The following is a 24,668-nucleotide window of genomic DNA, read 5'->3' on the forward strand; positions in this document are numbered from 1 at the left end:
CCGACATGTTCAGACCTCTTTTCGCATTCATCGGCACGCGTTATACCCGTGCCAAACGTCGCAATCACTTCGTCTCGTTCATTTCCCTGACCTCGATGATCGGCCTCGCCCTGGGCGTGGTGGTGATGATCGTGGTGCTCTCGGTGATGAACGGTTTCGACCACGAGATGCGCACCCGCGTGCTGGGCATGATCCCGCATGCCACGCTGGAGAGCGGCCAGCCCATAGCCGACTGGCCGGCCCTTGCCCAACAAGTAAAGCAGAATCCGCAGGTACTGGCGGTTGCGCCGTTCACCCAGATGCAGGGCCTGCTGACCCATGACGGCAAGGTGCAGAAGGTGCTGCTCAACGGCATCGACCCGGCTCGCGAGCGCGAGGTGTCGATCATCGACAAGTTCGTCCTGCAGGGCCGCCTCGACCAGCTGGCGCCGGGCGAGTGGGGCATCATGATCGGCGACAAGGCCGCGACCAAGCTGGGGGTTTCGATCGGCGACAAGCTCACCTTTGTCGCCCCCGAGGTCAGCGTGACCCCGGCCGGCATGTTCCCGCGCATGAAGCGCTTCACCGTGGTCGGTACCTTCCACGTCGGGGCGGGCGAGATCGACGGCTACCTGGGCCTGACCAACATCAGTGACCTGTCCCGCCTGCACCGCTGGAAACCCGACCAGGTGCAGGGCCTGCGTCTGAAGTTCGACGACCTGTTCCAGGCGCCGCGCGTGGCCTGGGACATCGCCCAGCGCCTGGGTGAGCAGGAGTTCTACAGCCGTGACTGGACCCGCACCCATGGCAACCTGTACCAGGCGATCCGCATGGAAAAGGCCATGATCGGCCTGCTGTTGCTGCTGATCGTCGCGGTGGCGGCATTCAACATCATTTCCACCCTGGTGATGGTGGTCAACGACAAGCGCGGCGACATTGCCATCCTGCGCACCCTGGGCGCCACGCCCGGGCAGATCATGCTCATCTTCATGGTCCAGGGCACGGTGATCGGGGTGATCGGTACCCTGATCGGCGCCGTGGTCGGGATCGTCGCCGCGCTGAATGTCAGTGCGGTGATCGCCGGCATCGAGAAACTGATCGGGCACAAGTTCCTCAATGCCGACGTGTACTTCATCGATTACCTGCCGTCGCAGATCCAGGCCCAGGACGTGTACATGGTCTGTGCCGCGGCGCTGGTCCTGAGTTTCTTCGCCACCCTGTACCCGGCCTGGCGTGCGGCGCGCACCCAGCCTGCAGAGGCGCTACGTTATGAGTGAGTCGCGCATGAGTGATAAAGCCGTTCTGAGTTGCCGCAACCTGGGCAAGTCCTACGACGAGGGCCCGGAGTCGGTGCAGGTACTGTCCGGTCTCAACCTCGAGCTGCACGCCGGTGAGCGCGTGGCTATCGTCGGCAGCTCAGGCTCCGGCAAGAGTACCTTGCTCAACCTGCTGGGCGGCCTCGACCGGCCGACCCAGGGCAGCGTCTGGCTGGCTGGCGAGGAGCTGTCGGCGCTGGGCGAGCGGGCGCGTGGCCTGCTGCGCAACCGGGAACTGGGCTTTGTCTACCAGTTCCACCACCTGCTGCCGGAATTCACCGCCATCGAGAACGTGTGCATGCCGTTGCTGATCGGCCGTACCCCGATTCCCGAGGCCCGCGAGCGTGCCGAGGCGCTGCTCAAACGTGTCGGCCTGGCCCACCGCTTCAACCACAAACCGGCCGAGCTGTCCGGCGGCGAGCGCCAGCGGGTGGCGATTGCCCGGGCGCTGGCCAACCGCCCGGGTCTGGTGATGCTCGACGAGCCGACCGGCAACCTCGATCACCACACCGCGCAAGGCATCCAGGAATTGATGCAGGAACTTTCCAGTGCTTCGCGCACCGCGTTCCTGGTGGTGACCCACGACCTTAACCTGGCACGCCAGATGGATCGCGTGCTGAAGCTCGACGACGGTCACCTGGTGGCGATCTGATCGACTGCACGGGGTGGCGGCGCCGCCCCGTTTTCCTGTTTTCATTGGGTGTTTCCGTACATGTTCAGACCCTTGCCCATCTTCATCGGCGCGCGCTATACCCGAGCCAAGCGCCGCAACCACTTCATCTCGTTCATCTCGATGACCTCGATGATCGGCCTGTCGCTGGGTGTGCTGGCGATGATCGTGGTGCTGTCGGTGATGAACGGTTTCCAGCGTGAAATGAGCTCGCGCATTCTCGGCCTGGTGCCACATGCCGCCGTGCTTGGCGTGCAGCCGCTGGACAACTGGCACAAGGTGGCCGATGCTGCCCTGCAGGACCCGGCGGTGATGGCGGCAGCGCCAATTACCGAAATGGAAGGCATGCTCTCGTACAAGGGGGCGATGCAGCCGATTCAGGTCGGCGGTATCGACCCGGCCGAGGAGGGCAAAGTCTCGATCGTGGGCCAGCACATCGTCCAGGGGCGCCTGCAGGACCTGCAGCCGGGTGAGTTCGGTGTGGTCATCGGCGAGCTGACCGCGCGCCGCTTTCGCCTCAACACCGGTGACAAGCTGACCCTGATCGTGCCGGAAATCAGCAAGGAGCCCGGCGGCATCACCCCGCGCATGCAGCGCCTGACCGTGGTCGGCATCTTCAAGGTGGGGGCCGAGCTGGACGGCTCGCAGGCCTACATCCATGTGGCCGATGCTGGCGCCATGCAGCGCTGGGCGCCGGGCCAGGTGCAGGGCGTGCGCCTGAAGCTGCACGACCTGTATGCCGCGCCGCAGGTGTCCAAGGCCATCGCTGCCAGGCTGGGCGATGCCTACCGTGCCGATGACTGGTCCCATACCCAGGGCAGCCTGTTCAGCGCCATGAAGATGGAAAAGACCATGATCGGCCTGCTGTTGATGATGATCATCGCGGTTGCCGCGTTCAACATCATCGCCACCCTGGTGATGGTGGTGAACGACAAGGGCCCGGACATCGCCATCCTGCGCACCCTGGGTGCCACACCGGCGCAGATCATGGGTACGTTCATGGTCCAGGGCAGCCTGATCGGCATTGTCGGCACGCTGATTGGCGGCGTGCTGGGGGTAATTGCGGCGTTCAATGTCAGCCAGATCGTCGGCTGGCTGGAGCGGGTGAGCGGGCAGCACATCTTTACTTCGGATGTGTACTTCATCAGCAGCCTGCCATCGCAGTTGCAGTGGGGGGATGTGGCGATCATCTGTACGGCCGGGTTGGTGATGAGCTTCCTCGCGACCATCTATCCGGCTTATCGCGCGTCGCAGGTGCAGCCGGCGATTGGCCTGGCGGTCTGATGTCTGCTTGAGATACTGGGGGCGCAGAGCCGCCCCCGGTTTACCGCTTTTCAGTGAACACGATGACGAACCGTGTCCAGCCATCCTCGCACTCAGCTCGAATGCTTCCACCATGGGCCTGCACGATCGACCGCGTAATCGCCAGCCCCAACCCTGCATGTTCGCTGCTGCCCTCCCGCCGTGCGGGGTCCACCCGGTAGAAGCGGTCGAACAACCGCGGCAACGTTGACGGGGCGATGGCCGTCCCGGTATTGGCCACGCAAAGCGTCGGCCCCGGCGCCAGCGTCACCCGTATCTGCCCACCCGCCGGGGTAAAGCGCAAGGCATTGTCGAGCAGGTTGGACAACGCCCGGCGCAGCATGTGCCGGTCGCCCTGCAGCCAGGCCTCACCCTCGCGCGACAGCTGCACGTTGCTGTCCTCGGCCAGCGGGGCGTAGTACTCCAGCAGCGCATCCACTTCCTCATGCAGCACCAGCGGCGTGTGCCCCGGCATCAGCAGGCCATGGTCGGCCTTGGCCAGGAACAGCATGTCGTTGACCATCTGCGCCATCCGCTGCAACTCCTCCAGGTTGCCATGCAGGGCCTCACGATATTCCTCGAGGCTGCGTGGGCGGGTGAGGGTGACCTGGGTATGGGTCAGCAGGTTGGACAGCGGCGTGCGCAGCTCGTGGGCAATATCGGCAGAGAATGCTGACAGGCGCTGGAAGGCATTGTCCAGGCGCTGCAACATGGCGTTCATGGCAGTGGCCAGCTCGGCCAGTTCTTCGGGCATCTGCGCCACCGGCAGGCGGGTGGTCAGCGACCGCGCCGACACGCTGGCGGCGACCTGGCCCATCTGCCGCAACGGGCGTAGCCCACGGCGTGCGGCCCAGGCACCGAGCAGCGCGGTGGCCAGCGCCGACAGGCCGACCGTCAACCAGATCAGGCGCTGCATGCCCTGCAGGAAGTGCTGGTGGTGGGTGATATCCAGGTACAGGGTCAGTTGCGGCGACTGCGCGGCGTCTTGTACCAGGTACCCGGCCAGGCTGCGGTAGTCCGTGCCTTGCTCCTGCAAGGTCGCCAGCCCGTCGGGCAGCGGAGCCCGGGGCAGGCCCGTGCGGCTTTCGAACCAGGTAGCACCGTCGCTGCCGCTGATGCGCAGGGCCAGGTCAGCCTGATGGCCCAGTTCATCGCGCAGGGCGGGCAGGCGCGCCTGCAGCTCGGCCGGGGTGGTGATGCCGGCCAGCTGGGTGCGGAACAGCGACAGGCGCGAGTCCAGCAGTTGCTGGTCCAGTTCAACGAAGTGCCGTGCGCTGGCCTGGCTGAAGACCAAGCCTGCGCCGAGCGAGACGGCGGCAGTGCAGGCGGCGAACAGCAGGGCCAGGCGGCTGCCGAGGGACACCTGGCGGATCATGCCTCGCGCTCTTCGAGGACGTAGCCCATGCCGCGTACGGTGTGAATCAGCTTGTTCGGGTGCGGGTCGTCGATCTTCAGGCGCAGGCGGCGGATTGCAACCTCGATCACATTGGTGTCGCTGTCGAAATTCATGTCCCACACCTGAGAGGCGATCAGCGATTTGGGCAACACCTCGCCCTGGCGGCGCAGCAGCAGTTCGAGCAGGGCGAACTCCTTGGCGGTCAGGTCGATGCGCTGGCCGGCACGCTCGGCGCGGCGACGGATCAGGTCCAGGCGCAGGTCGGCCAGGCTCAGGGTGGTGTCCTGGCAGGGGCTGCTGCCCCGGCGCAACAGGCTGCGCACCCGTGCCAGCAGTTCGGAGAAGGCGAACGGCTTGACCAGGTAATCATCGGCGCCCAGCTCCAGTCCGTGTACCCGGTCTTCGATGGCGTCGCGGGCGGTGAGGAACAGCACCGGTGTATCCATGCCGGCCTGGCGTACGGCCTGGAGAATCTGCCAGCCGTCCCGCCCGGGCAGCATCACGTCGAGAATCAGCAGGTCGTGGTCGCCGGTCAGGGCCAGGAACTGGCCGGTCTCGCCATCGGTGGCCAGCTCGGTGGCGAAGCCGGCTTCGTTCAGGCCCTGGCTCAGGTATTGGCCGGTGCGGGCCTGGTCTTCGACGATCAGCAGTTTCATTGGGTTGCATTAGCTCCAGGTAGCGGCGCTGTCACGGTGGGAGCCGCAAGCGCGCTCCCACAGTGACAGTACAGGGCTTTGGCCAAGATGATACGTGACCAGGCAGCCGCCCGCGCAAACTGACAAAGTTGTAATTCCCGCTAACCACCCGCTGACTTGCGCTGCAAGGCAGGGCGCAAAACCGGTAGACTAGGCGCAATTTCGAACTTTCAGGTCAGTTTCCATGCATCCTGCTGCCGAACATTCCCCGCTGGGCAAGTCCAGCGAATACATTGCCACCTATTCCCCGCAGTTGCTGTTCCCGATCCCGCGTACCGCGAAGTGGGCCGAACTGGGGGTCACTGCCGAGACCTTGCCCTGGCAGGGCGTGGATTACTGGAACTGCTTCGAGCTGAGCTGGCTGCTGCCCTCTGGCAAGCCGGTAGTGGCGATCGGCGAGTTCGCCATCCCGGCCGATTCGCCGAACATCATCGAGTCCAAGTCGTTCAAGCTGTACCTGAATTCCCTGAACCAGACTGTGTTCGCTTCGTCTGGCGAGCTTCAGGCCTGCCTGGAGAAAGACCTGTCCGCCGCTGCCGGCAAGCCGGTTGGCGTGAAGGTGCGCAGCCTGGCCGAAGTCGAGGCGCAGGGTGTGGTGCCCCTGCCGGGGCAGTGCATCGATACACTGGACGTTGCCATCAGCAACTACCAGCAGCCGCAGCCCGAACTGCTGCGTTGCAGCGCTGACCAGGTGGTCGAGGAAACCCTGCACAGCCACCTGTTGAAATCCAACTGCCCGGTCACCGGCCAGCCGGACTGGGGCAGCGTGGTGGTCGAGTACAAGGGCAGGGCGCTGGACCCAGCCAGCCTGCTGACCTACCTGATCAGCTTCCGCCAGCATGCCGACTTCCATGAGCAGTGCGTGGAGCGGATCTACCTGGATCTGAAGAACCTGCTGCAGCCGGAGTACTTGACGGTGTATGCGCGCTATGTGCGCCGCGGTGGGCTGGATATCAACCCATACCGCAGCACCCGCGCGATCAGCCCGCAGAACCAGCGTCTGGTTCGCCAGTAAGGTATCGGGGCCGCTTTGCGGCCCCGTTTTTTCAGATGCCCATGCTGTGCAGCGAGTTGGCAATGCTGCGCAGGGTGGCGGTGAGGTCGGGGTGGTCGGCCTCGAAGCGCTCGATCGCCAGGTTCACCCCGTCCACCAGGTTGTTGTCTGGCGTGGCTTCTTCAAGTTTCAGTTGCGCCTCGATCTGGCGTGCTTCTTCATGCAGCGCGGCCAGCTCTTCGTCCGAAAGCGGCAGGTTGCGGTCCAGTTGCTCGCGCAAGCTGTTCAGGCGCTCTTGCAATTCGCGGGCAGGCATTGGCAGTTCTCCATCAATGGCTTGGCAAGCCATGGACCTCAGCGAAGCGGCAAAGGTTCTGGCTTGTGTTCAGCGTAATCCACCTGTCGCAGCTTTGCATGATCCGTATCAACGGTGCTGTATCAGGGTTTTTCGCCCTTGTGCCGACGCTGGGCGATATCCTGCAGGCAGGTGTCCAGCGCTTCGAGATGGTCGATCACCGAATGCACGCCCAGGCTGAACAGTTCCAGCGTCGCCTTGCCACGGACCAGGTCCCGTTGCTGCGCGGTCATGGCCTGCCATTGCCGTGAATTGTGGTCGCAGAACGGGCTGCAGGCGGCCAACCCCACCGTCCACAGCCCCGCATTGAGGCCAGACTGCAGCAGGCGCGGCTCGCCGCTGACCAGCACGCAGCCATCCAGGCGCTCGCTCTGCAGCGTCATCAGTGCCTGCCAGCAGGCGTTCGGTGCCGGCCAGCGCGCGTCATTCACCGTATGCCCCGGCAACCAGTCGGGCAGTACATGGGCCAGGCGCTGGCTGTGGCTGGGGTCGTGCTCATCCAGCCAGATGCACGGCACTTGGCGTTGGCGCAGGCTGGCGAGGGTGGCGAGTGCGCCTGGGGCGGGGGACGGTGCGCCATTGGCGGTTTGCACCAGGCAGCCGCGCAAGCCGAACAGCACAGCGGTGAAGGCGGGTGCAGCATCCATGGCAACGTCCCTCAAATACTCCGCAGGCTATTGGGCGATTGTTACCGCCCTGTGACAGCGTGCACGGCGCAACCGTTGTTCACAAATTATCGAGCAGCGCTGTGTAAAGCTGCTTATCAGCCCGCAAGCCTCTATACTGCCGCCGTACAGCAGCGCCCCGTTGCGCTTGCGGCCGAGAAATCCGATGGAGAAACACCTATGCGTAGGATCGGTGCCAGTGTGATCGAACGAGTCACCCAGGCCTGTGTCTGTGCCAGCATGCTGCTGGCGCCCGTGGCAGCTACCCAGGCCGCCACTGAGGAAGATCCCTGGGAAGCGGTCAACCGCCCGATCTTCCGCTTCAACGATACCCTTGACACCTATGCCCTCAAGCCGTTGGCCAAGGGTTACCAGGCGGTCACCCCGCAGTTCCTCGAAGACGGCATCCACAACGTCTTCCGCAACCTCGGCGACGTGACCAACCTGGCCAACGACCTGCTGCAGCTCAAGCCTCATGCCGCAGGCGTGGACACGGCGCGACTGATCGTCAACACCACCTTCGGCCTGGGCGGCTTCTTCGATGTCGGCACCCGGATGGGCCTGCAGCGCAACGATGAGGACTTCGGCCAGACCCTCGGCTACTGGGGTGTGCCGAGTGGCCCGTACGTGGTTATCCCGTTGCTCGGCCCGAGCACCGTGCGTGACGGCGTGGCCAGGTACCCGGACACCTATACCAAACCCTACCGCTACATCGACCATGTGCCGACGCGCAACTCGATCTTCGCCCTGGACCTGATCGACACCCGCGCCGACCTGCTGTCGGCCGAGAAGCTGATCCAGGGCGACAAGTACATCTTCATTCGCAATGCCTACCTGCAGAACCGCGAGTTCAAGGTCAAGGATGGCGAAGTCGAAGACGACTTCTGATCTGCCGCCTGCCTGGTCCTGCACGATCCCGTGCGCCAGGCAGGTGGATCATTGCATGGCCAGGATCCGCAGGCCGAACTTCTGCTGGCCATCCGGCTGGTCGGCAATCCACACGACTTCGGTACTGGCATGCAGCCCTTTCAGCGCCGGATGCTCGGATTCGATCCGCACCTCGATACGGTCGCCTACCTGGAAGCGTTGCGCGGCCTGCACTTGCATGCCGCTGCTGGACAGGTCCAGGCACACCGCCGCAATCACCTGGCCTTCATGCAACAGGCTGACCTCGGTGTCGATGCGCATGCGGATGAAGTCGCGTTTTTCGGCATGGCTGGAGGGCGTGTGGGGCATGCTGCATGCTTCCTGTCGGGTTACCCTGGACGACTTTCTTATAACTCTCGGTGATTTGCGCTGTAAAGTGCGGCGAGGTCGACCCTTGCATGCTTGAAACGCCTGCCGGATGGGAGTACCGTCTGCGCCTTACAAGGTACCTCTGACAGTTGCCGGGCAGGTGTTCTTGTCCTACAACTCAAGTAGAGCGTGACTATAGAGAATTCCCGTAGCTGGCCGTCTGCCTTGCCGACACCGCTGCACCAACCCAATCGGCGCCGTTCGCCCACATGCAGAAAACCAGTGCAACGCTGCTGATCATCGATGACGACGACGTGGTCCGTGCGAGCCTCGCCGCCTATCTTGAAGACAGTGGTTTCAGCGTCCTCCAGGCCGGCAATGGCCAGCAGGGGCTTCAGGTCTTCGAAGAACACCAGCCCGACCTCGTGATCTGCGATCTGCGCATGCCGCAGATGGGCGGCCTCGAGCTGATTCGCCAGGTCAGCGAGCGCGCGCCGCAGCTACCGGTGATCGTGGTGTCCGGTGCCGGTGTCATGAGCGATGCGGTGGAAGCGTTGCGCCTGGGCGCTGCCGACTACCTGATCAAGCCGCTGGAAGACCTGGCCGTGCTCGAGCACTCGGTGCGACGGGCTCTCGACCGTTCGCGCCTGGTGCTGGAAAACCAGCGCTATCGCGACAAGCTCGAAGCCGCCAACCGCGAGCTGGAGGCCAGCCTGCACCTGTTGCAGGAGGACCAGACAGCCGGTCGCCAGGTACAGATGAACATGCTGCCGGAAAGCCCTTGGGTGGCCGGCGAGTTCGCATTCGAGCACCAGATCATCCCATCGCTGTACCTGTCGGGTGATTTTGCCGATTACTTCCGTGTAGACGAACGGCGCATTGCCTTCTACCTGGCCGATGTGTCCGGGCATGGTGCGTCGTCGGCGTTCGTCACCGTGCTGCTGAAGTTCATGACCACGCGGCTGTTGTTCGAGTTCAAGCGCGGCGGCAAGATGCGTGAGTTCAAGCCTTCGCAGGTGCTCAGCCACATCAACCGCGGGCTGATCAACTGCAAGTTGGGCAAGCACGTGACCATGGTCGGCGGTGTGATCGACGAAGACACCGGCCTGCTGACCTACGCGGTTGGCGGCCATCTGCCGTTGCCGGTGCTGCATACTCCGGAGCATACCCGTTACCTGGAAGGCCGCGGCCTGCCGGTGGGGCTGTTCGACGAGGCCAACTATCAGGACCTGGTCGTGGAACTGCCGCCGCGGTTCAGCCTCAGCCTGATGTCCGATGGTATTCTGGACCTTTTGCCGGGTGACACGCTCAAAGATAAAGAAACCGCCCTGCCGGAAATCGTCAGGGCAGCAGGTGGTAGCCTGGATGGGCTGCGTCAACGTTTTGGATTGGCTACGCTTGGGGAGATGCCGGATGATATCGCCCTATTGGTGTTGAGCAGGAACCTTCAATGAGTACCGGTAGAATCCAGTTCGCCGAGCAGAGTGGTACCTTTGTACTGAAATTCGTCGGTGAAGTGCGTCTGACCTTGTGTTCGGCGCTGGATGCGACGATCGAGAAAATCTTCACGGCGTTGAATTTCTCGGCGATTGTCATCGACCTGACCGAAACCGAGAGCATCGACAGCACCACCTTGGGCCTGCTGGCCAAACTGTCGATCCTGTCGCGGCAGAAGGTGGGCCTGCTGCCGACCGTGGTCACTACCAATCCGGACATTTCCCGTTTGTTGCAATCGATGGGTTTCGATCAGGTGTTCAACATCGTCGATCGACCCATTCCATGCCCGGAATGCCTGACCGACCTGCCGTCGCAGGACCAGAATGAGGACGTGGTGCGTTCCAAGGTGCTGGAGGCGCACAAGATCCTCATGGGCCTGAACGACTCCAACCGCGAAGCGTTCCATGACCTGGTGAATGCGCTGGAGCGTAGCTGAGGCTCATATGAGCCTCGCTGCTGTCAGCTCAGCGTCCTTCTTTTTTCAGTTCCAGTTGTGCATTGCCCCGGTGCCTATGTGCCGCTGGGCACCCAAGTTGCATTGTAACTTTCAATAATTACCGCCGCTTCGGCCCTTTCGGGGTGAGAATTTTCTAGTTTATGGCTAGTTATTCTTCCGCGGACGTGTAGCTATTGTTCGCTGGTGTTGAGTGTCTTTTCCGTGCCCTGTTTCAAGTATGCCTCTGGCATCAGTGTTTGGTCGCTGTGCAACAGGGCATTATTGCCGTTTGCCAAATAGGTTGTAACGGGGTGTTGTAAAATTTCAGTTACAGGTTGCGCGGGCGGCAAAGTTTTTCTGCGTGTTATGGTCGTTGCTCTCACTAAGGGAGCAATTATCATGAATGCTGTAGTGCAGTCGGGTGATGATCAAGTTGGCAGCATGCTGGAGAAACTCGCCAAGCTTTGGAAGACACGAGCGGCGGTAAACAATGGGTTGCAAGATTACACCAACTTGGAGTTTGAACCTGAGCGCCACGATTTTTCGGAAGTGCTCTTGCCCTTCAGGGGCCACGCCGCATGGCTTGAGGCGAGCGCTGCGCAGAAATCCAAAGTGCTTAGTTATGCCTGGGTATTGTATAACGTCAAAACCATTTATATCGAAACGAATGTGGTTGCACCCGCTTGTGAAGATATCATCAAGTCACCGCCGGTAACCTCCAGGAACAGAGCGCTGCTGCAAACCGTCATGGCAGATGCCATGCTGGACGAAGCGTTGCACACGCGGATGTCGCTGGAAGCCTGTAATTACATATACGCGATGCGCGACATCGACTATCTGGATTTCTCTGATTTCAACCTGGTCAAGTGGCGTGCTCGGGTACTGGACGAGTGTCATGCAGAGTGGCAGCGGCGGCTCACGCGGTTCGCCATCGCTTGCGCCAGCGAGACGTTGATTACCGACTATTTGAAAGTCATGGCGGAAGATAGCAACATCCAATCGATTTGCCATCAAGTAACCAAAACCCATGCCGTGGACGAATGGAGCCATTCAAGTGTCTTTAGTTTCGTTGCCGCAGACGTGCTCGCTGACCTTTCCGAGCAGGAGCGCCGGTATTTCAGAACCATTCTCCTGCGCACGGTAGAAATGTTCGCGAACAATGAATTGGGCGGTTGGGCCAAAGCATTCACACTGTTTGATTTTCCGGGTGCGGAAGCGATGCTGGCCGACACGGGCGACAGTAACGAAGTGGCTATCTACCGTGCGTCGGTAGAGCGACTGATAGAACGTCTAGGTCTGGATGCACAGAGGGTCATTTATAGCCAGACTGCTCAGAGCGGAGCCTGATGCCATTATGGTTGCTACTTTGCAATTGGTCTGCGAAGGTGTTTCTCCCGTTGCAGATAAAATCAAGTGTTTGCGTTTTCGCATCCTTGGGCCGCGCGATGAACGCTGGACCCTGACCGCCGGCCGCTATGTTCAGATCATTTATCCAGATACCCAGGGCGTGCGACAACAACGTTGCTACTCGGTGACGCGCGTACTTTCAACCAATGTGTTCGAAGTGGTGGTAAAAAGAAGTGGGCACCAGCGTGTCTCAGACAATCTGTTCGACAAGATTGCCGGTGGCGACCTTTTACAGTTGTGTGGCGTCGGTGGAGCCATCACGGTTGAGCGCTTGACATCCTCCAAGACTGTACTTCTGCTGGCAGGCGGTATTGGTTTGACCTTGCCGATAGCCCTTGTCAGGGAACTCAAACAACTGAGTGACGAGGGCCAGCAAGTTCCCCACGTTACCCTGCTGGCGTGTAGTTCAGTTCAAGCCGAGATGCCATTCCAGCATGAGCTGACGGCGCTCGCTGCGAACGAAAATTGGTTTTCGGCAAACTTGCATGTAACACGCGAGCCTGCCTCTTTGCCCCTGAAGGAGGGGCGCCTGGACAGCACCTGCATCGCTGCCATGTCGCGCCCGGACACGGTGGTTATCTGCGGAAGTGGTGGATTCGCAAAATCCATGCGCGCACTGGTCCTGCAATCTTTCCCGCAAGCCGACATCTTGGTCGAAGCTTTTTCACCGGTGGCCTCCGAGGCTGTCCCCATTCCGGCGGCAACGGCTGAAGGCGCGCGCTTGCAGGTTGCTGGAACTGGGGTATCGCTGCCATTGCAGGCGGGGCGCAGCCTGCTCGACCACTTGCTCGACGAGCAAGTTGCAATTGCAAATGAATGCCGCTCGGGGATTTGCGGGAGCTGCAAGGTCAGGCTTGTGGAAGGCGAATGCCAGCACGAGATGGATTTCGCACTGGCCCAGCATGAGCGTGATCAAGGCTATGTACTGGCCTGTTGTTGTTACCCCAAGGACGGTTCTTTGACCATTGCCATCTGAACTCACTTCAGCACATCCAGAGGAAATTATGAAAACGCTGTTAGCGCTACGGCACGTTCATTTCGAAGATCTCGGTCAGCTTGAGCCCATGCTGGTCGAGCTGGGCTATCGCATCAGTTATGTCGATGCCTGCACGGCCGACTTGCGTCACCTGGACGTACGCGGTGCGGATCTGATGATTGTCCTGGGCGGGCCAATCGGCGCCCATGACGATGAGCGTTATCCGTTCCTGAGTGACGAACTCGAACTGATCAGGCAGCGGCTTGCGTCGAACAAACCTTTGCTGGGAATTTGCCTCGGCGCGCAGTTGATCGCGCGAGCCCTTGGGGCCGGCGTGGCGCCAATGCCGCAAAAGGAAATCGGGTTTTCCGAGGTGCATTTGACATTGGAGGGCGGTGGTTCTGCGCTTGTCGAGTTAGTGGGTGTGCCTGTCTTGCATTGGCACGGTGATCAGTTCGAGTTGCCCCAGGGTGCACAGTGGTTGGCAGAAAGCGATGTCTGCAAACACCAGGCATTTTCCGTTGGCAATCATGTGCTTGCGTTGCAATTCCACCTGGAGGTCGATTGCCAGCGCATTGAACAGTGGCTGGTCGGGCATGCGCACGAACTGGCTTGCGAAAACATCGACCCGAAAAAAATCAGGCGTGATGCCCAAGTGCTAGGGGAGCGGCTGCGTATGGCATGCTCCCGCACCTTGCTTGGATGGGTGAAGCGTTTTTCCTGATATTTTCAATCCGCAGGTGGCGCAATGAATTCCGCTTTTGAACTGCCATCCGCATTGAGCTGGAAAACCCGCTCAGGTTGCCCCTTCTCGTTGAAGAACACCTGACCCAACCCTGCACTGTTCCATAGCCGCTCCCCAGCCTTGCTACGGTTGGGGGTGCGTGGCACCACCTCCATCTGCCGACGCTTGGTAAACCAGTTCAGCGGCGAGCGCGGTGAATAAAGCCAGCGGTTGAGCCGATCCAGCACATCCAGCAAGCGCCGTGGGAACTCGTTCTTGATCCCGCTGCTGGTCACCTGCCACAGATGCGGGTTGCGCTGGCGATGGCGAATCAGTACCTCGTACACGAATGAATAGTGCACATCACCCGACAGGATCACGTAATGCCCGGGCGTGCGCGAATGGCGGAAGATGTTCAGGATCACCTGTGCCGCGCCACGGTGGGCCATCCAGTTCTCGGCATCCACCAGCAACGGGTAGCCCAGCCAGCTGAATACCCTCTGCACCGTTTCGATCAGCTTCACGCCAAAGAGCGGCGCCGGTGACACGATGATCGCCGAGGGGTGGTCCAGCAGCGCCTGCTGCAGCTCGCACAGTGCTTCCCAGTCGAGCAAGCCGGACGGGTTGGCCAGGTTGCCTTCGCTGCGCCAGCGGCGCGTGCGGGTGTCCAGCACTATCAGCGGTGGTTCGCTGGGCAGGCTGTACTGCCAGCCCTGGAAGCGCAGCAGCTCACCGATCAGCGCGTCCTGATGGCGGGGCAGCGCCTGGCATTGCCGGACCAGGCCGTTGCAGGCATCCGGGTCATTGCCCCAGGCCTGGCACAACAGGTAGCCGAGCAGCGCATTGCCGATGATCCGCCGCGAGAAAGGGTGGCCATAGGCGGTTTCTTCCCACTGCGCCGAGAGGTTCCAGTCGTCGGTGATGTCGTGGTCGTCGAAGATCATCAGGCACGGCAAGTGGGCCATTACCCGCGCTACCTGGCCGAGGTTGCTGGCAAACGCCTGGATCAGCGGCAGCTCCTGCCGGTAACGGGCCTGGCGAGGGGCGGTGAGCCCGCTGGGCATGTCCAGGCTCACCAGTTGCCAGGGCACCGGGGACCACACCAGCAGGTACATGGCCATGACCTCGGCGAAGGTCACCAAGTGGTTGTCAGCGTTGCTGGAAGAAAAGATCGGCTTGCGCTTGCCGCCGAAAAAGCGCTCGCGCAGGGTTTCGTTGCGCTGCTGGGCCGGCAGCAGGTCGGCGCGGTGGTAGTAGCAGGCCGGGTGCCGGTACAGCGCCTGGCTGTCGGCGACCACGGCGCCATCGAGGGTTTCGTCGAACAGGCCCAGGTGCGTGATCAGGGAATGGATGGCGCGCAGCATCGGGCCAGCGACGTCGTCGGCATACACTTGGTCGCCGGTCATCAGCAGCACGGCAGGGCGGTCCGCCGGTGCCGTGCAGGCCTGCAACAGGCGGTCGGCACACAGAAGGCCGTCGGCGGCCGGGTGGTGCGGCTTGCGACAGGAGCCGTGCAGGAGCTGGCCGAGGCGCTCGCGCAGTACCAGGTTTGGGCGGCGTGCGCCGGGGTAGAGCAGGTGCGGTGCCCAGTCGGCAATGCCCTGGCCATTGAGCAGCACGTCATAATCGAGCAGTTGATTGCAGGGCAGGGGGCGAGCAAAGTGAATGTCCAGCAGATGGATGAAGGCGTGCTGGCCCACTGCAACTACCTGGCAATCTGCCTGTGCTTCGCCTGCCGGGCAGATGAATTCGGGCTGCAGTGGTTGGCTGGCGACCAGCCAGATGGCCAGGCGCTGGGGTTCCAGGCGGCGCAGGATCGGGCCGGCAAGGACGAGGGGCAATGGGGTAGAGGAGGTCATCGACAGCTCGGGTGGCTATGTGGGCCTCTCGCCGGCGAAGGGGCCCAGGAATTCAGTGCACAACTAACGCCAGATAAACAGACGGGCGGAAAATGCTGAACACTTCCCGCCCGTCAGGCAAACGCTAAATGTATCAGGCCTTTTCCGCCATCAACTTCTCCAGTTTTTCCTGGTCCCGGGCGAACTGGCGAATGCCCTCGGCCAGTTTCTCGGTACCCATGGCATCCTCGTTCATCGCCCAGCGGAACTGGCTTTCATTCAGTTGCTGCTTGGCCTCGCCAGCCTTGCCCGGCTGCAGTACCCGTGGCAACACGCCCTGGTCATCGCTCAGTTGCTGCAGCAGTTCGGGGCTGATGGTCAGGCGGTCGCAGCCGGCCAGTTGCTCGATCTGGCCGATATTGCGGAAGCTGGCGCCCATGACCACGGTGTCGTAGCCATTGGCCTTGTAGTAGTTGTAGATGCGCGTTACCGACTGCACGCCTGGGTCCTCGGCGCCCACGTATTCCTGGCCGGTGCTTTTCTTGTACCAGTCGTAGATACGCCCCACGAACGGCGAAATCAGGAATACCCCGGCATCGGCGCAGGCCTGGGCCTGGGCGAAGGAGAACAGCAAGGTGAGGTTGGTCTGGATGCCTTCCTTCTCCAGCTTCTCGGCAGCGCGGATGCCTTCCCAGGTGGAAGCCAGCTTGATCAGCACGCGCTCGCGGCCCACGCCGGCGGCCTCGTACAGTTCGACGAGCTTGCGGGCTTTGGCCAGCAGGGCCGGTTCATCGAACGACAGGCGGGCATCCACCTCGGTGGAGATACGCCCCGGGATGACCTTGAGGATGCCCGAACCCACGGCCACCGCGAAGCGGTCGCAGGCCAGGTCGACGTCGCCCTTGGCATCGGTTTTCACCTGCTTGAGCAGGTCGGCATAGCCGGGGATGGCGGCGGCTTTGAGCAACAGCGACGGGTTGGTGGTGGCATCGACCGGTTTCAGCCGGGTGATGGCATCCAGGTCTCCGGTGTCGGCGACCACGGTGGTGAACTGCTTGAGTTGTTCCAGCTTGGAGGTCATGGGCGTGCTCTGTCCTGTGCAATGACTCGACATTACCCGAGCCCCGACGGCCGCTCAAGGGCCTGGGCACGGGCTTGCCCGGAAGGGCTGTGCGAAAGGTGAAGATTCGAGTCGCAGGCTGCGCTGAGGTTCCGCAGCGGTTGCCTGACAGTGGCCAGGCCGGTGCTCGCTGTCGCGTAGCCTGAACGCTCAGCGTCCCTGCAACAGCTCCACCGCCTGGTCGAACACCGCCAACGGCTCCGCCGCCTTGTGGATGTCCGCCGACAGCAACTGGCGGAACCGCCGGGCACCATTGAACCCTTGGGCCAACCCCAGGATATGCCGGGTGACGTGATGCATGGCCCCGCCCGCCTGCATGTGCGCGACGATATAAGGCCGCAACTGCGCCAGCGCCTCGCTACGGCTGACGACCGGCGCTTCGCTGCCGAACAGCTGCTGGTCCACCTCGGCCAGCAAGTAGGGGTTATGGTAGGCCTCGCGGCCGAGCATCACGCCGTCGAAGGTCTGCAGGTGCGCCTGGCACTCGGCCAAGGTCTTGATGCCGCCATTGAGCACGATCTCCAGGTCCGGGAAGTCTGCCTTCAACTGCGCCGCCACGTCATAGCGCAATGGCGGGATCTCGCGGTTTTCCTTCGGCGACAACCCTTCCAGGATCGCGATGCGCGCGTGCACGGTAAAACTGCGGCAGCCGGCCTCGCGCACCTGGCCGACGAAGTCACACAGCTCGGCGTAGCTGTCGCGGCCATTGATGCCGATGCGGTGCTTGACCGTTACCGGGGTCGACACGGCATCGCGCATGGCCTTCACGCAATCGGCCACCAGCGCCGGGTGGGCCATCAGGCAGGCGCCGATCATGTTGTTCTGCACCCGGTCGCTGGGGCAGCCGACGTTGAGGTTGACCTCGTCGTAGCCGGCTTCTTCAGCCAGCCGGGCGCAGGCGGCCAGGTCGGCCGGCACGCTGCCGCCCAGTTGCAAGGCCAGCGGGTGCTCGGTGGTATCGTGGCGCAGGAATCGGTGGGCGTCGTTGTGCAGCAGGGCGCCGGTGGTGACCATTTCGGTGTAGAGCAGGGTTTGCCTGGAGAGCAGGCGCAGGAAGAACCGGCAGTGGCGGTCGGTCCAGTCCATCATCGGTGCAACGCTGAAGCGGCGAGAGGGCTCAGGGCGCGTGGTTTGTGGCTTTGAGGCTGATTCTAGGGGCATTTGGGTCTACACGTTTTTGTGCCGCTTTCCGGGGTTGTGGGGCGTTTTTGGTGCGGCATCGGCACGGTGTACCACCGCCAAGACGCTTGTACCAACGGAAATCATGGCAGCGGTCAAAGCATGGGCAAGGCTGATGGGACGGTCGGCTGTACCGTCCAGATCCGCCTCGGGAAACAGGTGGCTTAGTCTATCAAGAACCCCGGACGTTCGCTCGAAACCTGCTTGTTGACCCAATACCGTCTGAAACCGGCGGCTGGTACCGCCGAAAACGGTCACATGTCTTGCCGCTGGAAGCCCTCGACAGCCGACAGCATCAATGCCGGCTCCCGCCTGCTACAGGGCTCCCTGATATTGGGGGACGTCTGCTGGCCGACTGCTACTCGCGCAGCAAGCTCTTTTCCTGGGAAATGTAACCGACGGCCTGCTTCGGCAGCAGTAGCGACAAGACTTCGGTTGGAACAAGGTTGTGCTTGATCGCCTCGCCCCCCAGCATTTCCGAGCCTGGAATGCTCAGATGGCCCGGGTCGTAATACAGCGGTTTGCCATTCAGGTAGGCGGAGCAAGTTCCGTCCTTGCAAATCAGGTTACGAATGCTGAATGTCTGGACGTTGACGAAATCCTTCGCTATCAACCGAATCTTTTCGTTTGCGGAAAGGTCGCCTTCATCCGCGTAGGCAGAGCGCTTTTCGCAATCGGCAAATGGTATTTTTACCGATTTACGGGTGCACTCTTTGTCGTAGTCGACAAAGCCGGGTGCGCGCAGCGCGACGATTACGTTTTTTCCGGTTGCCGTCAGTTGCTTGAGCGTTTCGCGCATGTCCGCTTCAAAATTTGGGTTCTGGGCATACACTTGCCAGGTTGCGCCAATAATGACTGTTTTGTATGGGGCGAGATTTTGCCGCACCATCTGGTTGAAGGCTGGGCAGCTTTCCTGATAGCCCTTGACCACATACTTTTGGCTCAGGTTTCCGGGGAAAGGCGGGCAAGAGGGGTGCTCAAGGTTTCGAAGCGAAAAGCCGTAGTGGTCCGCCACCACTTTGAAGTAGCCCATGAAATGAGCGGCATTGGAATCACCGAAGAGGATCGTATCCGTTGGGCCAGTGCCCACGACGCATTTCGGGTTCGAAATGATTGCAGGCTTTGGCATTCCTTGGCATACGTACGGGTAGGAGTAAGCGGGACCTGTGTTGTCATCCAGCGCTTTGAGCTTTTCAGCATAGCCATTCGGCGTGAGTGGGCCGAACATCCCGTTCGATTGAATCGTCATTGCAGATACCGCACAGACCGAGGCGGCAGCCATGCCGATGGACAACGTTTTCAGGCTGCTCTTCGCATTGCGGAACGGTTTTTCGATATAGAAGTAAGACACCACCGTCAACGCACTCATCGCCGCAAAGCATGCCAGCCCACCGACAAGGGTAAGTTCGCCGAACGAATAGCGGTAAAGCGCCAGAACGGGCCAGTGCCAGAGGTACAGCGAGAACGAAATCAGGCCAACGGCAGTCATGGGTTTCAGCGCGAGCAGCTTACCCACCAGGTTCGAAGAGAATGCGCAGCCAGCAATGATCAGCGCTGCGCCCATGGCCGGCACCGCGGAGATGAAGCCAGGGAATCCCTCCTCTTCACGGATGAAGATCAAGGACAGAATCACCAATCCGGCGCCGGTATAAGCCAGGCCTGAGGCCGCGCGAGTGGAGATCCGATCGCGCGCTGCTTCACAGCTGAAGTAGGCCAGTGCACCGATCAAAAGCTCGCCGGCCCGCGAAGGAAGCATATAGTAGGCGAACGTAGGGTCTGCAGCGAGTTTGGACTGCCCGTACCAGAACGAGGCCACGGCAGCGAGACAGGCCGTCAGCACAACAAGTCTGCGTCCACCGAACTTGAGCGATAGCAACAGCAAGCCTGGCCATACCAGATAAAACTGCTCCTCGACGCCGAGTGACCACATATGAAGCAGTGGCACAGTGTCGGAGGATGCTGCGAAGTAACTGGTATCCAGAAACTTCCAGAAGAAGATGTTCGCTGCCGAGAAGGTCGCGGCTACAGCGGATTGGGAGAGCTGCAGCGCGTCTGCCGGCAGCATCAGGGCGGAACCGGCTATTAGTGTTGCCAATGTGACGAACAGTGCAGCAGGGAAAATCCGTCGAACGCGGCGCATGTAGAAGTCGGCGAGCGAGAAGGTTCCTGCAGCGATCTGCCTGGCCACGATGCCCGTGATCAGATAGCCGGAAATGACGAAGAAAATGTCGACGCCGACAAAGCCACCCGGCATCCACTGCTTGTTGAAGTGGAAGATCGTAACCGCCAGGACGGCCACGGCCCGCAGGCCGTCAATGTCCGGGCGGTACGCTAATGCTTTGCTCATGAAATCCCTTTCGGCGGGCGCAGCCCTGGTAAGGAGTAGAAGGTTGCGGATTCTACAACTGATGTCGTCATGATGTCAGGGACACATTAGGTGGAGCGTAAACACACGTCTCCCCTCTGCGTACCGGCGTTGGTATACGCTCAAGTGAAAAAAGAGCAACGGGCGGTTCCTTTTCGCCCTCCCTGTACCTGGCCAGGATTGCCTGTTTCAACTTCTCTCGCCTGGCGCCATGGATCACAGCGCGCCGATGCGATCCAGCTCCTTCTGCAACCCGTCGCGATCCAATGAGGCAAACGGCAAGCTGAAGAACGCTGCGCAGCGCTTGCGGATATGCTCCAGGGTTGCGCGGAAGGCGGCGTCGATCAGCGTTTCGTCGCCCTCGACCTCGGACGGGTCCTCCAGCCCCCAATGGGTTTTCAGCGCGGTGCCGAAGTACACCGGGCAGGCTTCGCCGGCGGCTTTGTCGCACACGGTGATGACAATGTCCGGCGGGCTGCCTGCGAAGGCATCATTGCCCTTGCTGCTGAGGCCCTCGGTGGCTATGCCGGCCTGTTGCAGGGTAGTGAGGCTGCGCGGCAACACCTGCCCCCTGGGGAAGCTGCCGGCGCTGATCGCCTCGAACCCTGCCGGCGCCATATGGTTAAAAAGGGCTTCGGAAAGGATGCTGCGGCAACTGTTGGCGGTGCACATGAACAGAACTCGCATGAAAAACTCCTCGCGTGGGGCGGAATGTCAGAGGCTAAGGCGCAATGCCAGTGCCGACAGGGTGATCAGCAGCACGGGCAGGGTCAGCAAAATGCCGACCTTGAAGTAATACCCCCAGGTGATACGCACTCCCTTGCGTTCCAGCACATGCAACCACAACAGCGTGGCGAGGCTGCCGATCGGAGTGATCTTCGGCCCCAGGTCACAGCCGATCACGTTGGCGTAGACCATGGCGTCGCGCACCAGCCCTTCGGCGCCACTGCCCTGGATCGACAGGGCGCCGACCAGCACGCTGGGCATGTTGTTCATCACCGATGACAGCAGTGCCGACAGCAGGCCGGTGCCGATGGCGGCGCCCCACACCCCATGTTCGGCAAGGCGCTCGAGCCAGTGGCTGAGGAAGTCGGTCAGGCCGGCGTTCTTCAGGCCGTAGACCACCAGGTACATGCCAAGGGAAAAGACCACCACCTGCCACGGCGCTTCGCGCAGCACGCGGCGGGTGGAAATCCGGTGGCCGCGTGCAGCGACCGCGAACAGCAACGCGGCGCACACGGCCGCGACTGCACTGATCGGGATACCGAGCGGTTCCAGGGCGAACAGGCCGACCAGCAAGACCAGCAGCGTCCACCAGCCCACGACGAAGGTCGCCTGGTCGCGAATCGCCGCCCGCGGCGCCTGCAAGGCTTCGACGGCGTACTGCTTCGGCAGGTCGCGACGGAAGTACAGGAACAGCACCAGCAAGGTGGCGGCCACGCTCGCCAGGTTCACTGGCACCATCACCGAGGCGTACTCGGCGAACCCCAGCCCGAAGTAGTCGGCGGACACGATGTTCACCAGGTTGGACACCACCAGCGGCAGGCTGGCGGTGTCGGCGATGAAGCCCGCGGCCATGACGAATGCCAGCGTGGCTGCCGGCGAGAAGCGCAAGGCCATCAGCATCGACATGACGATGGGGGTAAGGATCAGTGCTGCCCCATCGTTGGCGAACAGCGCCGATACCGCAGCGCCTAGCAGGACGCAGAAGGCGAACAAGCGGTAGCCGCTGCCCTTGGCCCAGCGCGCCACATGCAGCGCCGCCCACTCGAAGAAACCGGCTTCGTCCAGCAGCAGGCTGATGATGATGACGGCGATGAAGGTGGCGGTGGCGTTCCAGACGATGGCCCACACGGTCGGGATGTCGCCCAGCGACACCGCGCCGGCCGCCAGCGCGATCAGCGCGCCGAGCGCGGCACTCCAGCCGACGCCAAGACCCTTGGGTTGCCAGATGACCAGGATGAGGGTGAACAGAAAAACGCTGAGTGCGACTAGCATGGCAGGCTCGATAGGCATTGGATTCAGCAGCAGGCGCTGGTTCGGACAGGGCGACCGTCCATGTTCTGCAGGCGCTCGGTGTTGGCTTGCAGCCATTGGGCATTGGCTTTCAGGGTCACCTGCAGCAGCTCGATGGCCCAACTGGGCAGGGCCGGGTTGAGGCGGTAATACACCCATTGGCCTTGCCGGCGGTCCAGCAGCACGCCACTGCTGCGCAGTTGCGCCAGGTGCCGGCTGACCTTCGGCTGGCTGTCGCCGAGGGCGCACATCAGCTCGCATACGCAGAGTTCGCCAAGGCTGGCGATCAGCAGGGTGGCACGTGCGCGGGTTTCGTCGGCCAGGCTTTTGAAGAGTTCTGAAGGACTGATCATGCTGCGGCTCATTACATATGGATAGGCGAATATACGAATTTTCATATGTATTGAGCAAGTAGCGGATAGCCAGCGAGCCAGACGGCTTGCAAGCGCGACACGACCGTCATGAAGGCGAACGGACTTGACTCGTGAAAATTTCACTGTATTTTTTCATGAAAAATAACTCTAAAAATTTCACGGCAGTCCGAATCGATGAAGATGCACGAAGAGGTTGAAGCCCTCGCGATCCTTATTCACGACCTGCGCAATTTCAAGAACCTCACCCTGGGCGAGCTGGCCGTGCGCACCAACCGCTCGGTGGGCTTCCTGTCCCAGGTCGAGCGCGGGGTCTCGCGCCCGAGCGTGGCCGACCTCACCGCCATCAGCGAAGCGCTCGGCGTATCCACCGCGTACTTCTACAACCTGAGCAAGCCACGTGGCATCAGCTGGGTCACGCGCCCTTACGAGCGGCGCACGCTGTACCTGGAATCGGGCATCACCGATGTTTTGGCTTCGCCGAGCATCACCGGTGCCTTTGCCATGCTCGACAGCCATCTCGAGCCTGGCGCGTGCAGTGGCGAGCCGTACCTGACCGACCGTTCCGAGCAGGGCTGTTTCGTGCTCGAAGGCGAACTCACGGTATGGCTGGACGACGGCGATGCCGTGACCCTGCTGGCCAACGACTGTTTCCAGCTGCAACCCTACGCGCAATTCCGTTACGCCAACCTGACAGAAAACCCCACCCGTGTGCTCTGGGTCTTCAACTGAATTCGTTCACCTAACAAGGACAAGAAGATGAGTGTCATCTTTCCGGACGTGCTGACAGAAGTGCGCGCGTTCCGCGCCAGATACCCAGAAATACGTTATGTCGACCTGATTGCGCTGGATATCCCCGGTCACTTCTACGGCAAGCGCTACCCCATGGACATGCTGGAAAAGGTGGCTGCCGGCACGCCGCTGAAACTGCCGCAGAACTGTGTGTTGCTCGGCACCCAGGGTGGTCTGTACCCGATCGGTGACTACTGCTTCGCCGATGGCGACCCGGATGCCGTTCGGCGCCTGGTGCCGGGTACCTTGAAGCCGGTGCGTTGGGAGCAGGAAGTGATCGCCCAGATGCTGATCACCTCCGACGGCACCGCCAGGCCGATCGAGTTCGAGCCTCGTGAGGTGCTGGCCCGCGTGCTGCAGCGCCTGGCCAGGCGCGGCATTCGTCCGGTGGTGGCCTTCGAGCTGGAGTTCTACCTGTTCGACCGCCAGCTGGCCAACGGCCTGCCGCAGTACCCTCGCGACACGGCAAGCGGCGACCAGGACGACCAGCCGAACATGCACATCGAGCGGTTGTCGCGCTTTTCCTCGGTGCTGCACGAGATGGTCGACGCTGCCAACGAGCAAGGCGTGCCGGCCAATGTGATCACCGCCGAGCTGGGCCCGGGCCAGTTCGAGATCAATTTCTCGCACAGCGACGATGCCTTGAGTGCAGCCGACTGGTCGGCACTGTTCTGCCGCAGCACGCGTGGTGTCGCGATGAAACATGGCTATCGGGCCAGCTTCATGAGCAAGCCGTACCTGGATGCGCCGGGCAGCGGCATGCATGTGCATGTCAGCCTGTACGACGATGCCGGCAACAACATCCTGGCGGTCGACGAGCAACGCAAGCTGCGCCATGCCGTGGCAGGCTGCCTGGAGCTGCTGCCCCACTGCATGCCGATCTTCGCCCCGAACCACAATGCCTACCGCCGCTACGGCGCGATGGTCAATGCGGCGAGCAAGGCCAGCTGGGGCTTCGAAGATCGTGATGCGTGCATTCGCATTCCCGAGTCCGACCCGCGCAACCTGCGCATCGAACACCGCCTTGCCGGCGCCGACGCCAACCCGTACCTGGTACTGGCGGCCATTCTGACCGGCATGGAGCATGGCCTGGACAGGGGCGTCGAACCCATCGCCCCGCTCAACGACAACCGCCAGAGCGGCATCGATTTCCCCAAGGAGGCCTTCAGTGCCCTGGCTGCCATGCGCCACCACCCGGTACTCAACCAAGGCCTGGGCAGTGAGTTCGTGATGGTCTATTGCGAAAACAAGTACCAGGAGCAACAGGACTTCATGCGCCACATCGATGCCCGCGAATACCGCTGGTTCCTGTAACTGCCAAGGTGCCTCTGAGCCCTTT

At 61.8% G+C, this 24,668-nt stretch carries 24 protein-coding genes; 12 read left to right on the top strand and 12 right to left on the bottom strand.

Annotated features, from left to right (window positions below):
- Positions 1 to 5 precede the first annotated feature (5 nt).
- From B4L76_RS01935 to B4L76_RS01945, 3 genes are read left to right on the top strand one after another with little or no spacing between them, the layout of a single operon-like run.
- On the top strand, positions 6 to 1,256 hold the full coding sequence (locus B4L76_RS01935) for a lipoprotein-releasing ABC transporter permease subunit (protein ID WP_296230087.1): 1,251 nt from the start codon (positions 6 to 8) through the stop codon (positions 1,254 to 1,256).
- A gap of 7 nt (positions 1,257 to 1,263) precedes the next feature.
- Entirely contained in the window at positions 1,264 to 1,947 is a 684-nt protein-coding gene (gene lolD / locus B4L76_RS01940; protein WP_296230090.1) for a lipoprotein-releasing ABC transporter ATP-binding protein LolD, read from the top strand.
- Between the two features lie 60 nt (positions 1,948 to 2,007).
- A complete protein-coding gene (locus B4L76_RS01945) occupies positions 2,008 to 3,249 on the top strand; it encodes a lipoprotein-releasing ABC transporter permease subunit (protein ID WP_296230092.1) in 1,242 nt (413 codons plus the stop codon).
- A gap of 40 nt (positions 3,250 to 3,289) precedes the next feature.
- Here B4L76_RS01945 and B4L76_RS01950 read toward each other — a convergent pair whose 3' ends face one another.
- Positions 3,290 to 4,642, bottom strand: coding sequence for a heavy metal sensor histidine kinase (locus tag B4L76_RS01950; protein WP_296230094.1), 1,353 nt, complete (start codon positions 4,640 to 4,642; stop codon positions 3,290 to 3,292).
- Positions 4,639 to 5,319: a two-component system response regulator CinR gene (gene cinR / locus B4L76_RS01955; protein WP_296230095.1), complete on the bottom strand. Its 681-nt coding sequence runs from the start codon at positions 5,317 to 5,319 to the stop codon at positions 4,639 to 4,641. Before cinR ends, B4L76_RS01950 begins: the two co-directional genes overlap by 4 nt.
- Before the next feature lie 223 nt (positions 5,320 to 5,542).
- Here cinR and queF point away from each other — a divergent pair, with 223 nt between their 5' ends.
- Complete coding sequence (queF, locus tag B4L76_RS01960) at positions 5,543 to 6,373, top strand: NADPH-dependent 7-cyano-7-deazaguanine reductase QueF (protein WP_296230096.1); 831 nt, start codon at positions 5,543 to 5,545, stop codon at positions 6,371 to 6,373.
- A gap of 31 nt (positions 6,374 to 6,404) precedes the next feature.
- Here the strand turns inward: queF and B4L76_RS01965 are convergent, their stop codons facing one another.
- The gene (locus B4L76_RS01965) at positions 6,405 to 6,668 is read right to left on the bottom strand and encodes a DUF4404 family protein (protein WP_296230098.1); all 264 of its coding nucleotides are present in this window, start codon (positions 6,666 to 6,668) and stop codon (positions 6,405 to 6,407) included.
- 122 nt (positions 6,669 to 6,790) lie between these two features.
- Complete coding sequence (locus tag B4L76_RS01970) at positions 6,791 to 7,354, bottom strand: phosphonoacetaldehyde phosphonohydrolase-related protein (protein WP_296230100.1); 564 nt, start codon at positions 7,352 to 7,354, stop codon at positions 6,791 to 6,793.
- 198 nt (positions 7,355 to 7,552) lie between these two features.
- Here B4L76_RS01970 and B4L76_RS01975 point away from each other — a divergent pair, with 198 nt between their 5' ends.
- Positions 7,553 to 8,260, top strand: coding sequence for an MlaA family lipoprotein (locus tag B4L76_RS01975; RefSeq protein WP_296230102.1), 708 nt, complete (start codon positions 7,553 to 7,555; stop codon positions 8,258 to 8,260).
- A 48-nt stretch (positions 8,261 to 8,308) separates the two neighbouring features.
- On the opposite strand, the gene B4L76_RS01980 is transcribed toward B4L76_RS01975, so the two are convergent.
- Entirely contained in the window at positions 8,309 to 8,608 is a 300-nt protein-coding gene (locus B4L76_RS01980; RefSeq protein WP_296230105.1) for a PilZ domain-containing protein, read from the bottom strand.
- A gap of 269 nt (positions 8,609 to 8,877) precedes the next feature.
- On the opposite strand from B4L76_RS01980, the gene rssB reads away from it, so the two are divergent.
- The 5 genes from rssB to B4L76_RS02005 all read left to right on the top strand — a co-directional run bounded on the left by rssB (position 8,878) and on the right by B4L76_RS02005 (position 13,648).
- The gene (rssB, locus tag B4L76_RS01985; RefSeq protein ID WP_296230107.1) at positions 8,878 to 10,062 is read left to right on the top strand and encodes a two-component system response regulator RssB; all 1,185 of its coding nucleotides are present in this window, start codon (positions 8,878 to 8,880) and stop codon (positions 10,060 to 10,062) included.
- Positions 10,059 to 10,541, top strand: a complete 483-nt coding sequence (gene rssC / locus B4L76_RS01990; protein WP_009686305.1) for an anti-sigma factor antagonist RssC — start codon at positions 10,059 to 10,061, stop codon at positions 10,539 to 10,541. The genes rssB and rssC overlap by 4 nt, the downstream gene beginning before the upstream one ends.
- Positions 10,542 to 10,940: 399 nt before the next feature.
- Positions 10,941 to 11,888, top strand: a complete 948-nt coding sequence (locus B4L76_RS01995; RefSeq protein WP_296230117.1) for a diiron oxygenase — start codon at positions 10,941 to 10,943, stop codon at positions 11,886 to 11,888.
- 7 nt (positions 11,889 to 11,895) lie between these two features.
- Positions 11,896 to 12,924, top strand: coding sequence for a 2Fe-2S iron-sulfur cluster-binding protein (locus B4L76_RS02000; RefSeq protein ID WP_296230119.1), 1,029 nt, complete (start codon positions 11,896 to 11,898; stop codon positions 12,922 to 12,924).
- A 28-nt stretch (positions 12,925 to 12,952) separates the two neighbouring features.
- Positions 12,953 to 13,648 (top strand): glutamine amidotransferase, encoded by a 696-nt coding sequence (locus B4L76_RS02005; RefSeq protein ID WP_296230121.1) that lies wholly within the window; start codon positions 12,953 to 12,955, stop codon positions 13,646 to 13,648.
- A 5-nt stretch (positions 13,649 to 13,653) separates the two neighbouring features.
- Here B4L76_RS02005 and B4L76_RS02010 read toward each other — a convergent pair whose 3' ends face one another.
- The 7 genes from B4L76_RS02010 to B4L76_RS02040 form a co-directional block, all read right to left on the bottom strand.
- Positions 13,654 to 15,507 carry an alkaline phosphatase D family protein gene (locus tag B4L76_RS02010; RefSeq protein WP_296230123.1) on the bottom strand — a complete coding sequence of 618 codons (1,854 nt, stop codon included), beginning with the start codon at positions 15,505 to 15,507 and terminating at the stop codon, positions 13,654 to 13,656.
- A 133-nt stretch (positions 15,508 to 15,640) separates the two neighbouring features.
- Entirely contained in the window at positions 15,641 to 16,567 is a 927-nt protein-coding gene (gene tal, locus B4L76_RS02015) for a transaldolase (RefSeq protein WP_296230125.1), read from the bottom strand.
- Between the two features lie 189 nt (positions 16,568 to 16,756).
- Positions 16,757 to 17,767, bottom strand: coding sequence for a tRNA dihydrouridine(20/20a) synthase DusA (gene dusA / locus B4L76_RS02020; RefSeq protein WP_296230127.1), 1,011 nt, complete (start codon positions 17,765 to 17,767; stop codon positions 16,757 to 16,759).
- Positions 17,768 to 18,143: 376 nt separating this feature from the next.
- Positions 18,144 to 20,132, bottom strand: a complete 1,989-nt coding sequence (locus tag B4L76_RS02025) for an acyltransferase family protein (RefSeq protein WP_296230128.1) — start codon at positions 20,130 to 20,132, stop codon at positions 18,144 to 18,146.
- Between the two features lie 234 nt (positions 20,133 to 20,366).
- Entirely contained in the window at positions 20,367 to 20,837 is a 471-nt protein-coding gene (locus tag B4L76_RS02030; protein ID WP_296230129.1) for an arsenate reductase ArsC, read from the bottom strand.
- 27 nt (positions 20,838 to 20,864) lie between these two features.
- Positions 20,865 to 22,148, bottom strand: a complete 1,284-nt coding sequence (locus B4L76_RS02035) for an arsenic transporter (RefSeq protein WP_296230130.1) — start codon at positions 22,146 to 22,148, stop codon at positions 20,865 to 20,867.
- Between the two features lie 23 nt (positions 22,149 to 22,171).
- The gene (locus B4L76_RS02040) at positions 22,172 to 22,519 is read right to left on the bottom strand and encodes a metalloregulator ArsR/SmtB family transcription factor (RefSeq protein WP_296230132.1); all 348 of its coding nucleotides are present in this window, start codon (positions 22,517 to 22,519) and stop codon (positions 22,172 to 22,174) included.
- Positions 22,520 to 22,714: 195 nt separating this feature from the next.
- Here B4L76_RS02040 and B4L76_RS02045 point away from each other — a divergent pair, with 195 nt between their 5' ends.
- The gene (locus B4L76_RS02045; protein ID WP_296230133.1) at positions 22,715 to 23,269 is read left to right on the top strand and encodes a helix-turn-helix domain-containing protein; all 555 of its coding nucleotides are present in this window, start codon (positions 22,715 to 22,717) and stop codon (positions 23,267 to 23,269) included.
- A gap of 27 nt (positions 23,270 to 23,296) precedes the next feature.
- Positions 23,297 to 24,643 (top strand): glutamine synthetase family protein, encoded by a 1,347-nt coding sequence (locus tag B4L76_RS02050; protein ID WP_296230135.1) that lies wholly within the window; start codon positions 23,297 to 23,299, stop codon positions 24,641 to 24,643.
- Positions 24,644 to 24,668 lie beyond the last annotated feature (25 nt).

This window comes from Pseudomonas sp. UBA4617 (genome assembly GCF_002386445.1).
In the GTDB taxonomy this organism is placed as follows: Bacteria; Pseudomonadota; Gammaproteobacteria; order Pseudomonadales; family Pseudomonadaceae; genus Aquipseudomonas.